The organism is Anaerotruncus rubiinfantis, from assembly GCF_900078395.1.
GTDB lineage: Bacteria > Bacillota > Clostridia > Oscillospirales > Ruminococcaceae > Anaerotruncus > Anaerotruncus rubiinfantis.
In genome coordinates this window covers 1,615,612-1,628,785 of record NZ_FKLA01000009.1, presented here as the reverse complement: position 1 = coordinate 1,628,785, position 13,174 = coordinate 1,615,612, and the positions used below count along the sequence as shown (strand labels likewise).

The 13,174-nt window shown below is 56.7% G+C and carries 9 protein-coding genes; 3 read left to right on the top strand and 6 right to left on the bottom strand.

Going from position 1 to position 13,174, the window contains the following annotated elements; translation table 11 throughout:
- Positions 1 to 302 precede the first annotated feature (302 nt).
- From BN4275_RS13275 to BN4275_RS13265, 3 genes are all read left to right on the top strand, one after another.
- Complete coding sequence (locus BN4275_RS13275; RefSeq protein WP_066459106.1) at positions 303 to 2,354, top strand: sigma-54 interaction domain-containing protein; 2,052 nt, start codon at positions 303 to 305, stop codon at positions 2,352 to 2,354.
- Between the two features lie 186 nt (positions 2,355 to 2,540).
- Entirely contained in the window at positions 2,541 to 3,944 is a 1,404-nt protein-coding gene (locus tag BN4275_RS13270; protein ID WP_066459104.1) for an MmgE/PrpD family protein, read from the top strand.
- A 22-nt stretch (positions 3,945 to 3,966) separates the two neighbouring features.
- Positions 3,967 to 4,722 (top strand): maleate cis-trans isomerase family protein, encoded by a 756-nt coding sequence (locus BN4275_RS13265; RefSeq protein WP_079988271.1) that lies wholly within the window; start codon positions 3,967 to 3,969, stop codon positions 4,720 to 4,722.
- A gap of 517 nt (positions 4,723 to 5,239) precedes the next feature.
- Here the strand turns inward: BN4275_RS13265 and BN4275_RS13255 are convergent.
- The 6 genes from BN4275_RS13255 to larC form a co-directional block, all read right to left on the bottom strand.
- Positions 5,240 to 6,025, bottom strand: a complete 786-nt coding sequence (locus BN4275_RS13255) for a sugar phosphate isomerase/epimerase family protein (RefSeq protein ID WP_066459100.1) — start codon at positions 6,023 to 6,025, stop codon at positions 5,240 to 5,242.
- A 125-nt stretch (positions 6,026 to 6,150) separates the two neighbouring features.
- Positions 6,151 to 7,086, bottom strand: coding sequence for a protein translocase subunit SecF (secF, locus tag BN4275_RS13250; RefSeq protein ID WP_066459094.1), 936 nt, complete (start codon positions 7,084 to 7,086; stop codon positions 6,151 to 6,153).
- Complete coding sequence (locus BN4275_RS13245; RefSeq protein ID WP_066459092.1) at positions 7,083 to 8,438, bottom strand: preprotein translocase subunit SecD; 1,356 nt, start codon at positions 8,436 to 8,438, stop codon at positions 7,083 to 7,085. The genes secF and BN4275_RS13245 overlap by 4 nt, the downstream gene beginning before the upstream one ends.
- A gap of 347 nt (positions 8,439 to 8,785) precedes the next feature.
- Positions 8,786 to 10,225, bottom strand: a complete 1,440-nt coding sequence (purB, locus tag BN4275_RS13240) for an adenylosuccinate lyase (RefSeq protein WP_066459090.1) — start codon at positions 10,223 to 10,225, stop codon at positions 8,786 to 8,788.
- 116 nt (positions 10,226 to 10,341) lie between these two features.
- Positions 10,342 to 11,637 (bottom strand): aspartate aminotransferase type Ic, encoded by a 1,296-nt coding sequence (locus BN4275_RS13235; RefSeq protein WP_066459084.1) that lies wholly within the window; start codon positions 11,635 to 11,637, stop codon positions 10,342 to 10,344.
- A 265-nt stretch (positions 11,638 to 11,902) separates the two neighbouring features.
- Positions 11,903 to 13,168: a nickel pincer cofactor biosynthesis protein LarC gene (larC, locus tag BN4275_RS13230; RefSeq protein WP_242863672.1), complete on the bottom strand. Its 1,266-nt coding sequence runs from the start codon at positions 13,166 to 13,168 to the stop codon at positions 11,903 to 11,905.
- Between the last annotated feature and the right edge of the window lie 6 nt (positions 13,169 to 13,174).

Genomic DNA, 13,174 nt, shown 5'->3' with positions numbered 1-13,174 from the left:
CGGTCCGGCCCGTCCGCCGGTCCCGCGTTGTTTCTTTGCGTCTAATAACAGCAAGTCCTGTGCCAAACGCAAAAGAAAACGCAATCCCCGCTAAATTCGCTTTTCCCACGCGGAAACGAAGTGCAGCCTTCCGTTTCCGAAAGCCATTCAATCCCTTTTTCGCTCAATTTTCTCCGAAAACGGGATTATAGGGATTAAAAATTTGCCATTTTGGTTTGACACCCGCCCTCGGGTGCTTTATACTGAAAAACAGGCGGGATTCTTTTGGATTCCCCCCAATTCGACCCAGAGGTGTAGAACATTTGAAAAAAATTGTTATTTTCGGCTACGAATCGCTCTTTCTCGACTCCTACGCCCAGGAACTGCGTGTCCTCTTCGGGGGCATGGCGCAGGTCGACTACCTGGTGACCGGAAAAAACGACCGTCCCACGATCGAAGCCGACGTGGTGGTCGCCACCAGTCCGTATATGAACCAGACCTTCAGTTCGATGGATAACCCCGATGTCGGCTTCGTCATCGCTTCCTACACCATAGAGAAGTCCTCCTTCTCACAGATCCTCGAAGCCCAGAAGAAACACGCCATCAGCGTCGTCTGCGAAGGCGGGCTTGTCAACTCCCGCCGCCGGATGATGATGCTTGAGAAGCTCGGCGCACGCAAGGAAGCCATGACCGCCTGGAGTGAAGGAATGGACCCTGAGCGGCTTGAAAAATACGTCGTCGCCTTCGGCCACCCTTCCCTCCCCGACCGGGACAAACGAGTGGCCATCGGGATAGACCGCAGCCATTTCAGCATCGCCACCGTCCTCGAGATCGCGCTCTGTCTCGAGATGCCTGAAATCGTCACCACCACGACCTTTCAGCGCTACTTCAAGGAGATGTGCACCCACTACCGCGCCTTCACCAACGACCTTGTCGTTGAAAACTCACTCTCCGGGGACTATAAAAAAGTTTCCTCCGTACAGGAGGGCGTGCTCTGCTTCTCGAGCGAGTTTGTCATCGAATACTGCGACAGCTATATCGAAAAGATCACCAGCATCCCGCAGGAGCACTTGATCGGGAAGAGCCTGCATAAAATTTTTCCTTTCATGGAGACGCTGACCCCCGCCGACTTCAAGGAGGAACGGGTGGTCCTCTTCAACGACAGCCACTATGTCGTCAACATCAGCATCAACTATCATCACAACTCCCAGATCGGCCTGATGCGCATGTCAAAGTACTGGGACGAGGAGAAGCGTCAAGAGAATCTGCGCCGCCAGGTCATCCATCGCAAGCACACCGCCAAATATAAATTTGAGGACATCATCGGCGTAAGCGACGCAATCATTGAGTGCAAGAGCATCGCTCGCCGCATTGCCAAGGCTGAAAGCAACGTACTGATCCTCGGGCCGACCGGCGTGGGCAAGGAGCTCTTTGCCCAGGCCATCCACAACAGCTCCCGCCGCCGGCAGTTCCCCTTCATCGCCATCAACTGCGGCGCGATCGTCGAATCGCTGATGGAGAGCGAGCTTTTCGGCTACGAGGGCGGCACCTTCACCGGCGCGAAGAAGGAGGGCAAGCAGGGAGTGTTCGAGCTCGCCCACAAGGGCACCCTCTTCCTTGACGAAATCGGGGACATGCCGCTGCATCTGCAGGTGCGGCTGCTGCGCGTCCTGCAGGAGAAGGAGGTCGTCCGGGTCGGCGGCGAGAACACCATTCCTATCGACGTGCGGATCATCGCCGCCACCAATAAGGATATCTACCGCATGGTCAAGGAGGGCACCTTCCGCAACGACCTGTTCTACCGGCTGAATGTGCTTTTTTTGAAAATCCCGCCGCTCTCCGAGCGCAAATGCGACATCGAGTTTCTGATGCAGTATTTCATGGAGCTGGGACACACGCAGATCAAATTCTCCCCCGCCGCGCTCGAACGGGTTGTAAACCACCCGTTCGAAGGGAACGTGCGCGAGCTGCAAAACTGTATGGAGTACCTCTTCAATCTCAACATCCCCGAAATCCAGGAGGAGCATCTCCCTTCCTACATACGCAGCGGCTATTCCGCCGAACCGCCCGCGCCCGTCAGGAAACCGCAGGAGGGGGCGATCTTTGAAGGCTGCGACAGCGATTACCGCGCGCGCTGTGTCGCGCTGCTGCGCGCGATTGACAATTTCAATTCCCTTGGCATCGGCATCGGCCGGCGCAAACTGAAGCTCTATTTTGACAAGCAGGGACAGTTTTTTTCCGAAATGATGATCCGCAAGCTGCTTGAAGACATGGAGCGCATGCAGCTCGTCGAGATTCACCAGGGCCGTCAGGGTACCCGTATCACCGAGCGGGGCCTGCGGGCCATGAAGGCCGGAGAAACGGAAACCATATAACGGGCGAGCCATCCGAAGAATCCCAATTCTATTGCTATTTGGGATAAAGGGGATGGCTCCCCTTTTCAATTTGGGGACAAAGCTGCCGCTCCTGTGCGGAATCCCGCCGGACGAACCACGTTTTCCTTAGGTGGCACGGAATTTGCTGTAATAAAGGGCAAACCATCTGATAAGGAGCGAGGAAAAATGCATTTCAGTTTTCATGAAATCAAAACCGATTACACCCAGAAACTCGCGGAATACATCCATCATCTGCGTTATGAGGATCTGCCCGCCGAAGTGACCGACCGCGCCAAAAAGATTATTATGCAGACAATCGGCGTCGCGCTTGCCGCTCCTGAGGTGCCGCTGGCCAAGGCGGCCATCTCCGTCGGCAAGCAGTATAACGGCCCAGGCGGCGGGGACGCCACCGTCTGGATTGATGGGTCGAAGCTCAGCATGGTGAACGCTGCCTTTGTCAACGGCACCCTCTCCGACCTGCTCGACTGGGAGGACTGCTCCTGGACCGGCCATCCATCGGCCGGCGCGGTTCCGGTGGCCTGGGCCGTCGCTGAGGGCCAGAAGAAGTCCGGCAAGGATCTCATCACCGCTGTGGTCGCCGCCTATGAGGTCTACCAGCGCATCGCCATGGTAGTGGACGACCCCGACGACAGCAACGGCTGGGGGCTCACCAGCTGGCAGATGTTCGCCTGCGTCGTGCCGGCCTGCAAACTGCTTGGCTTAGACCCCGACCAGATCAACCAGGCGCTCGGCTTCGGCACCGCCTGCAGCCCGATCACCGCAAGCCTCTGCCACACGACCATGTCCGATGCCTACCACTATCTGCACGGCTTCCGGGCACGCGACGGCGTCGCGCTGACGCTCGCCGCCAAAGGCGGGGTGGAGAACTTTATGGACTGCTTCGACGATCCCGCCGCCTATGAGGTGCACATGACCGCCAACTCCCACCCCGAATGGTATCTCAAGGACCTCGGCGAGCGGTACCTCATTATGGAGACGCTGCTCAAGCACTGGCCGGCCAACATGTGGAACCAGACCCCTATGGAGCTCGCCCACAAGATCACCACTGAAAACGGCATTCAGCCCGACGACATTGCAGAGATCGTCATCGATCCGCCCACCCAGCTGCGCATGGCTTTCTCACCCGACGGCTACTCCTCCCTCACCCACGCGCAGTTCAGTATTCCCTTCTGCATCGCCGCAATGCTCTGCGATCCGCGTCCCGGCGCTCACTGGTACTCCCGCGAGAATATGAAGAACCCCAGAGTGCTTTCACTCGCATCCAAGGTGAAGGGCGGCCCCTCCAAGGAACATACCCTTGTCGGTTCGTTCGACATCATGAAGGAGGGCACCTTTCCGAAAAAGACGCTCACCATCACCACCAAGGACGGCAAAGTCTATTCTGACAGCATGGACTGCCTGCCCGGACATCCCAAAAAGATGCTGAGCTGGGAGGAACTCTCCGACCGGTACCGCATCCAGGCCGGCGTTTCCCTCCCCGATGAGAAGGTCGAAGAGGGCGTTCGCATCCTGCAGGCCCTCGAAGAGGTGCCGGACGTCTCCGCCATCAGCCACATTCTTCACCGCTGAGGCGACGGAAAGCGAGGACCGTATGGACAGAAAGATCGGCTTAATCTCCCCCGGTTCGCCCGGGGGAGGCGGTATCAAAAATCCAGAGGAGGAGATGCGCAGCCATCTTCCCGCAGGGTATGCGCTCATCACCGAACTGGTCGAACTCTTCGACATGGGCGCAAGAGGTATCCGAAAATTCAGCGAAGCGATCGACGGCGCGGCCTCCCGGCTCGCAGCACAGGGAGTGGAACTCATCGTTTTCTGCTGCACCTCCGGCAGTTTCATCGGCGGCATCGGTTACGACCGCGCGGTCAGCGAGCGGCTCGAACAGCTCACCGGCGTGCGCACTGTGACCACCACGACCGCTGTGCTCGCGGCGCTCGCAGCGCTTGACTCCCACAAACTGGTGATGGCCACTCCCTACCCGGATTCGGTCAACAGGATCGAATATGATTTTTTTACCAAAAGCGGCTATGAGGTGCTCGCTCTCAAAGGGATGAACATCAACGACACCCCGCGTGTTCCGCAGATCCCGATTGATGAGATACGCGCGCTCGTGCGCGAGGTGTTCACCCCTGAGGCGGACACCATCTTCATCAGCTGCGCCGGATTCAAGGTCCTCGACCACATCGAATCGATCGAGGCGGAATTCGGCCGCCCGGTCGTCACCAGCAACCAGTGCACCCTTTGGCACATCCTAAACACATTGGAACTTCCCCACCGTCCTCCGCTTGGGAAGTTGTTTATGCAGATGGTCCCCACGCCCACTGAAAAGGCTCCGCGTCCTGGACTATAATACGAACGGATACGGATGGAACGTGGGACGGCATCCGGCTTATCGGACAGGATCTGCCCGGCAGGAGGCACACAATGGATATCCCAAGCGGAGAAAAAGGAACGAATTATTTTCGATCGTCCGTAAGCCTTTCGACGTGTCTATCTCGAGCGTTACCCGCTCCAAGTGAGAAAAAATTTGCAGTCTGATGATCTTCTGCGCAATGCCCCATCCGATTGGACCAAACGGATAGCGATCCACCCCAGCGCGACTTAGCCGACTCCCCCTCGCTGCCTGGTGCGCGCCAAAAATGATCCGCATGTGAAATACCCCCGGCATAGCCGGGGGTATTTCACATGCGGGCAAAGCCCTCGATTTCTCGCTTACACGCTAAACGTGTAATGCGGTCTGCCATCCGCGCAGAGATTATTCCTCGCTGCCCGTAAACAGGCTAACCTCACTCATCGTCAGCCGCTCACCTAGCGGGGCTTCTTTTAATTTGAATGTGAATTCAAAAAGCTTACTCTGCCCGTCTGTTTCAGCATGCCTTGCGTATAGCCGATAAGATGGTATCATAGCTCTCCCAGAGCTCCTCGTACCCTCCGTAATTCTGCCGGTAGAGCTCAAGCAATACGCCGCCGTCGAAACCATATCCCGCCAGCGTCTGCAAAAGAGCCCCCAGATCGAGCCGTCCCCTTCCCACTGGCAGGCAGTCATGCGTTTCGTCGTAATCGCTGATATGCACATGCAGCACCCGGTCACCCATCGCCTGCGCCATCTCCAGCGCCGTATACCCCGCTCGAATACACTGTTTGGTATCGAGCACAAAACGCGCTTCAGGCAAGTAATCGGTCATCGCTTTGAAAAACTCCGGACAGTAGCTCTGGCAGCGCGGTACGTTCTCCTGCGCTACCGTGACTCCCATCCGCTGCCCCGCTTCCATCAGCTCCCCAAACAGATCAAAATATTCCGGCCAGGTCCGCACGCTTTCACGGCGGTTGCCGTGGAATACGAGGATTTTCGCTCCCAGCAGGTTGGCCGCGTGGAAAAAACGTTTATAGAACTCCACGGCATCGTCAAAGCGGCGCCGGTAGTCTGAAAAGAACAGGAGCGGCTCCAGGCCCGACATGAACGGATGTATGGAAAGGACTTTCACACCGCCGTCCTGGGCGATCCGGGAAAGTTCCCGCACATATCCTTCCTCCAGTTCAGAAAAGGAATTGAAAAACACCTCAGCGGCCTGAACGCCAAAAACCGCCAGCTGCCGCAATGCGTTTTCAGTCAGCTCCGGGTAAAAGGTTGAGGTGGAGATGCCAGCTAACATGGGATACCCCTTTCCGGCCGCAAGTAATCAGCCTGACAACATTATAGCAAATTAAACATCATCGCGCCACCGGAAAATGAGGTCAAAAAAATCAAGCCGCCGGAATTGCCGGCGGCTTGATGGGTTTATTTCTGAAGTTTTTTCTTCGCAGCCTTGCGATCCTGCCAAGTCACCCACAGCGGACCCGCGATACAGACCGAGGAATACGCGCCCGCCAGCATACCGATCATCATCGGCAGCGTGAAGATCAGGATCGATTCCACGTGGAAAATGTAGCAGATCACGCAGACGGTACCGACCGCAATGACGGTGGAAACGGTCGTGTTGATCGAACGCGCCAGCGACTGGTTGATCGATTTGTTGACCACTTCGTCCAGTGTTTCCTTGCTGCCCATCGAACGCTCGTTTTCACGGATACGGTCATAGATGACGATCGTCGCGTTGATCGAATAACCAAGGATGGTCAGCGCGACCGCGATGAAGCTGTCGCCAATTGGGAACCTGAGCAGCACAAAGGTCGCAAACACATACATGACGTCATGCATCAGCGCAACCGTCGCAAAAACGCCGGCCGACCAGCCGCCCATCTTCCGGAAACGGAAAGCGATATACAAGATCATCAACACAGCTGCCGCCGCAACCGCAACCATCGATTTCGCGAAGAAATCGCGGCCGATCGCCGGATCGACGTTACTGGTCTCAACGACCTCCACATTGTTGCCGGAGAATTTCTGCTGCAGCGCGGAAGTGATCTCCATCTGCTTTTCCGGCGTGACGCCCTCCTTGGAGGACAGGGTCGCGACATAGTTCACCCTTCCGGTGACGACATCCTCCTGCCGCTGCAGGCCGATCTGCTGGCCAAGGGCGCCCTGGATTGTCTCCTGGAACGCGCCCTGATCCACATCGCCTTCAAACGAATAGGTGACGATCGAACCGCCGCGGAAATTGATATCAAGCTCGACACCAAAGACAGCCGATACCAGCAAAGTAATCACGAGGACGACAAGCGGAATGGTAAACCAGAGCTTTTTACGTCCTACGATATCATAGGTCTTTTTCATGCCTTCGCACCTCCATACAGCCACGGTTTCTTAAACGCCTTGAACTTGGAGATGGATTTGAGCATCAGACGGGACGCCAGGACGCCCATCAGCAGGTTGAAGATAACGCCCACAACCAGCGTGAAACCGAAGGAATAAACCGCGCCGGTAGCGGAAGGTCCAAACCAGCTGAAGATCGGCGCAAGGATCTTCGCAAGGATCGATCCCGGAGGGCCGAACGCCCCCATCAGGACGCCCGCAACGATAATCGTGGTGATGTTTCCGTCGAAGATCGCGGAGAAGGTCCGCTGGAAGCCGGAGTCGACCGCGCCGTCGATTGTTTTTCCGATGCGCAGTTCCTCCTTGATGCGTTCGGAAGTGATGACGTTCGCATCAACGCCCATACCGATCGACAGGATAATACCGGCGATGCCGGGCAGCGTCAGGGTGAAGGACGGCGCGTTCGGGAAGAATCCCGAGATGCACGCAATCGAACCCGCGACCTGGCCGAGCAGCGCGATGCAGGCGATCACGCCGGGCAGGCGGTAAAGCGCGATAATGTAGATCGAAACCAGGATGAATGCGATGATGCCCGCGGTGACCATCGCGTCACGCGCGCCCATGCCGAGCGTCGGGGAAATCGAGGAATAGTTCTCGGTCACGAGCTTGAAGGGCAGCGCGCCGCCATTGATCTTATCCGCCAGAGCTTTTGCTTCCTCCGCGGTAAAGCGCCCGGTGATCTGGGCCTCGCCGTTCGGGATCTGGGAGTTTACCGTCGGGGCGCTGATATTGGTTTCATCCATCCAGATCGAGATGGTCTGCCCAACCAGGCGCCCAGTCGCTTCGGAGAATGCCTGGGCTCCTTCGGGCTTCAGTTTCAGCTGAACGATATACTGCCCAGTTTCCTGATCCATCCCCGCGGTGGCAGATTCCACATCCTTGCCTTCGAGGACGACCGGGCCGTCCATGTTTTCCCGGAAGGTCAGAAGCGCGGTCTCGCCGAGCTCTTTGACAGCCTTCTCAGGGTTAAAGTCGGTTTCCCCTTCCTTCCAGGGGAAACGGACGATAATTCTGTCACGGTTGTAGTCGGTGTAAACTTCCGAGTCGGTGATATTCTGCGACACGAGCCTCACCTTGATGATAGATTCCGCCGCGGCCATCTCGTCATCTGTGGCATCGTAGCCTTCTTCCGGGCTGAACGTCACGTCGACGCCTCCGCGGATGTCGATGCCCCAACGGATATCCCCTGCGCCCTTGATATACGTACTGGGTATATCGCCATAGGACGCATGAATCCCGAAGAATGACAGCCCGGCAAGCACAACGATCAATGCAAGAACTACAAAGAACGTCGGCTTTCCAACTTTTTTCATCTGCTTGTCCTCCTTGCAACCATATCTGCAAACACAGACAACAACCGCAGTTCAGCATCCCGTTCTGCGGTTGATATGGTTCCTCATTCCATGCGAATTCGCACTGTATGTCACAATGCGGCACTTTTACAATTATATTGGAATTATATCCAAAAGTCAATTGATTTTTCAGATTCACACGGCCCGCCGCTGCAAAGCGGCGGCAGGCCGTCCTTTTTCCCGCAGCGCGCTTCGCGTCTGTGGGAAAACTGCGCATTGAAACCGCACCGTCCAAAGGCACGGTTCCGCCTGTGGCATAGGTTCAAAACCGCAGCGTTCAGCGGCTATGCTTCCCAGTCTGTAAATTTTTAAACCGAAAGCTGCGCGCGTTCGCCGAGAATCTCCCTGTTCTGCTCGAGCACCGGCCCGACAACATCCCGGATGTACTCCTCCACCTGCTCGGCGCTGCGGCCTGTGAATTCCTTCGGGTCAAGCACCCCTTCAATCTCACTGCGCGAAAGGTTAAAGACGCTGTCGGCGCAGATGCGCTCGATGAGGTCGTTCTCACCGCCCTCCTCCTTGACCACCTTCGCGGCGGCCAGCGAGTGCTCCCGCAGACGCTCATGCAGCTCCTGACGGTCGCCGCCCTTCTTGACCGCCTGCATCATGATGTTCTCAGTCGCCATAAACGGCAGTTCCCGGCGCAGGCGCTGCTCGATCACCTTCGGATAGACCACCAGCCCGTCGCAGACGTTCAGCATAATCCCCAGGATCGCGTCAACCGCGAGGAAGGCCTCCGCGACCGCGATGCGTTTGTTCGCGCTGTCGTCGAGCGTGCGCTCGAACCATTGGGTCGCCGCGGTGAACTGCGGGTTCAAAGAGTCCGCCATCACATACCGCGCCAACGACGTGATCCGTTCAGAACGCATCGGATTGCGTTTATACGGCATCGCGGACGAACCGATCTGGTTTTTCTCAAATGGCTCCTCCATCTCCTTGAAGTTTGCCAGAAGGCGCAGGTCGTTCGAGAACTTGCTTGCGCTCTGCGCAATGCCTGCGAGCGCGAAACAGACGTAGGAATCCACCTTGCGCGAATAGGTCTGGCCCGAAACCGGCACGACCGCGTCAAAACCCATCATCCGGGCGATGTCCATCTCGCAGGCCTTGACCTTTTCACCGTCCCCGTCAAAAAGCTCCATGAAGCTCGCCTGGGTTCCGGTGGTGCCCTTGCTGCCCAGCAGCTTCAGATCCGCGATGCGATGCTCCACCTCCGCCAAATCCATCATCAGTTCATTTACCCACAGCGTCGCGCGTTTGCCGACGGTGGTGAGCTGCGCCGGCTGCAGGTGGGTGTAGGCGAGCGCCGGCAGGTCCTTATATTTCATGGCGAAATCAGAAAGTAGCGAGATGACGTTGATCAGTTTGCGGCGGACGATCCGCAGGCCTTCCCGCATGACGATGATATCGGTGTTATCCCCCACATAGCAGCTCGTCGCCCCCAAATGGATGATCCCCTTCGCCTTCGGGCACTGCATGCCGTAGGCATAGACATGGCTCATCACGTCATGGCGGACCAGTTTCTCCCGCTCGACGGCAACCTCGTAATTGATGTCCTCCGCATGGGTTTCCAGCTCCGCGATCTGTTCGTCGGTGATGGCAAGGCCCTGCTTCTGTTCGGCCTTTGCAAGCGCAATCCAAAGTTTGCGCCAGGTCTTGAATTTGTTGTCCGCTGAGAATACATATTGCATCTCATCGCTTGCATACCGCGTACAAAACGGGCTTTCGTAACGGTCGGTTCTGTCGCTCATATTTTAACATCCTTTCCAAATTAAGCCTCAATGCAAAAAGTATACCACAAACGGCGGACGATGAAAAGATCGTCCGCCGTACAAAAGTCCGGGCCGATGGCCAAAGGAAAACAACATCAGAAGGTCTGCTCCCGCAGCAATTTTTCCACCGCGGCAAGCTGCACGCAGATGCAGAGCAGATCGACGGCAAGGGTCAGCTCCTCCACCGTCGGATAGGTCGGCGCGACGCGGATATTGCGGTCGCGCGGGTCCTTCCCGTAAGGGAAGCTCGCGCCCGCCGGGGTGAGGGTGACGCCAGCGTCCCGGCAAAGCTGCACCACCCGTTTGGCGCAGCCATCCATCACATCGAGCGAGATGAAGTAACCGCCGTTCGGATTCAGCCATTCGGCAATTCCCTTGCCCGCAAGCTCCCGGTCGAACGCGTCAAGCACCGCTTTGAACTTCGGGCGCAGCAGCTCTGCCTGTCTGTCCATATGGGCCATGATACCGTCCATATTCTTAAAATAACGCGCATGGCGCAGCATATTGATCTTATCAAAGCCGATCGTCTGGATTGAAATCAACTTTTTCATGCGCTTCATATTGTTCGGCGAGCAGGCAAACGCGCCGACGCCGGAGCCCGCATAGGTAATTTTTGAAGTGGAGGCAAACATCATAACCCGGTCGGGGTCGCCGGCTTTTTTGCATTCGTCCAGGATGTTCAGCACCTGGTCACGACGGTCGGGATAGAGGTCATGCACCGCGTAGGCATTGTCCCACATGATGATGAAATCGCTGGCCGCGGTTTTCATCCGCGCCAGGCGGCGGACCGTTTCATCCGAATAGGTGATACCCTGCGGGTTTGAATATTTCGGGACGCACCAGATGCCCTTGACGCTTTCATCACTGGCGGCCAGCTTTTCCACGGTATCCATATCCGGGCCGTCCGGGGTCATTTCAACCGGGATCATCTCGATGCCGTAACATTCGGTGATTGCGAAATGACGGTCGTATCCCGGCGCAGGACAGAGGAACTTCACCTTTGGCAGCCTGCACCAGGCAGTCGCGCCTTCACGCACACCATGCAGAATCATTTTTCCGATTGCGTCGTACATGATCGAAAGCGACGAGTTTCCGCAGATAAAAACCTCATCGAAACTCACGCCGAGCATCTCGCAGAAGAGCGCTTTGCACTCTGGAATACCATCCAGATCGCCGTAGTTGCGGCAGTCCACGCCGTCAGACGCATAAGGAGACGATTCGGAATTCACCACGTCCAGAATCCCCTTCACCAGATCGAACTGGTCAGCGGCAGGCTTGCCGCGGGACATATCCAATTTCAGCCCTCTGTCCCTGAAAGCGTCATACCGCTTTACCAGCTCGCGGTGCAGCGCTTCAAGCTCCGGGCGGGAAAGCGCACTGTAAGTTGCCATAATGTTGACCTCCACTATCTTCAAGAATATGTTTTCCCAAAAATCCTTCATCTCTGCATAGGCAGCCGCCAAATTCTGCCTTAATCCTCATAATAGTATATGACAACACTCCATGGTTTGCAAGTTGAATTTTTTAATCCTGCAAAATTCAGAAAACAGCACGAAAAAGTATGTGTCAAAATGAGATAGACCGCTAAAAATGCACAAGGTGCAGGAATGCTCAGCCGCATTCCTGCACCTTTCCATTTCCACTGATTCCTAATTGTCACTTTTCGGACCGGGCCGCGCGGTAGATTTCCGAAATGGGCACATCCCATTCCCGCGCCTTTTCCCGTGCGCTTTCATACTCCACCGCCGTTTTTTCGACCGCTCCCCAGCGGCTGCGCTTCACCTTCACCGCGCCGTAAGCGGTCTGCACCTCATCCGCTTCCCGCTGCATCTCTATCCGCCGCATCGGCGTGTACCGCACGCCGATCGTTCCGGTGTGGGCCAGGATGCAGGCGGTCAGTTTTTCGAGCCTGTCCGGCCTGCAAAGCACCGAAAGCAGCACCGCCGGGCGGTTTTTTTTCATCTGGATGGGCGTAAACCATGCGTCGAGCGCCTCGGCGTCAAATAGCTGCTCCATCGCATATCCGAGCTGTTCACCGGTCATGTTGTCGATGTTGCACTCGAGTTTCACCACCCCGTCGGACGATCCTTCCCTCCGCTCCTCAATAAGGTGCGCGCGCAGCACGTTCGCACGCTCGAATTCCTTCTTGCCCGCACCGTAGCCAGTCTTCAGAATCGAAAAACTTTTGGGCGGCGCGCCGGCGGATACCGCCGCCGCAATCGCCGCGCCGGTCGGGGTCACCATCTCCCCGAAATTGTCGGTGATGGTCATTGAAAGGCTGCTCGACGCGATGATTTCCGCTGTCGCGGGCGCGGGAACCGGCATGATCCCATGCTGGCACTTCACCGTTCCAGTCCCTTCGTAAAGCGGCGAACAGTAGACCTTTTCAATCCCCAGGTTGTCGAGACAGAAAGCGGCCGCAACAATATCTACGATCGAATCCACCGCGCCGACCTCATGGAAATGCACCTCTTCCACCGGCAGGCCGTGCACCTTCGACTCCGCCTTTGCAACCAGCGCAAAGATCTGCTTTGCCAGCTCTTTGGCGCGCGGGGTCAGCGCTCCGCGGTTGATAATCGCAACGATATCCGCAAAATTACGATGCTCGTGCGCATGCCCGCAACTGTGATCATGCGTGTGATCATGGCTGTGATCGTGGGGATGTTCATGCGCGTGGGTATGGTCATGTCCGTCCATATGATGATGCTCATGCGGATGTTCCTGCGCCTCCAGATGCACGTCAAAATCAAACGCGGAGATTCCGCGTTTTGTCACCCGGCCGGTGTGCAGGTGGTAACCGCCCACGCCAAGGCTTGCGAGCGCGGCACGCAGTTTCTGTTCATCCGCGCCCAGGTCGAGCAGCGCGGCCACCGTCATATCGCCGCTGATACCCGAATAACATTCCAGATAAAGTGTTTTCATGTGGTC

Excerpts from the sequence above, each read along its gene's own strand:
- secF (WP_066459094.1), bottom strand. The coding sequence starts at position 7,086 with ATGAAAAAGACCTATGATATCGTAGGACGTAAAAAGCTCTGGTTTACC.
- BN4275_RS13245 (WP_066459092.1), bottom strand. The coding sequence starts at position 8,438 with ATGAAAAAAGTTGGAAAGCCGACGTTCTTTGTAGTTCTTGCATTGATC.
- BN4275_RS13255 (WP_066459100.1), bottom strand. The coding sequence starts at position 6,025 with ATGTTAGCTGGCATCTCCACCTCAACCTTTTACCCGGAGCTGACTGAA.
- BN4275_RS13270 (WP_066459104.1), top strand. The coding sequence starts at position 2,541 with ATGCATTTCAGTTTTCATGAAATCAAAACCGATTACACCCAGAAACTC.
- purB (WP_066459090.1), bottom strand. The coding sequence starts at position 10,225 with ATGAGCGACAGAACCGACCGTTACGAAAGCCCGTTTTGTACGCGGTAT.
- larC (WP_242863672.1), bottom strand. The coding sequence starts at position 13,168 with ATGAAAACACTTTATCTGGAATGTTATTCGGGTATCAGCGGCGATATG.
- BN4275_RS13235 (WP_066459084.1), bottom strand. The coding sequence starts at position 11,637 with ATGGCAACTTACAGTGCGCTTTCCCGCCCGGAGCTTGAAGCGCTGCAC.
- BN4275_RS13265 (WP_079988271.1), top strand. The coding sequence starts at position 3,967 with ATGGACAGAAAGATCGGCTTAATCTCCCCCGGTTCGCCCGGGGGAGGC.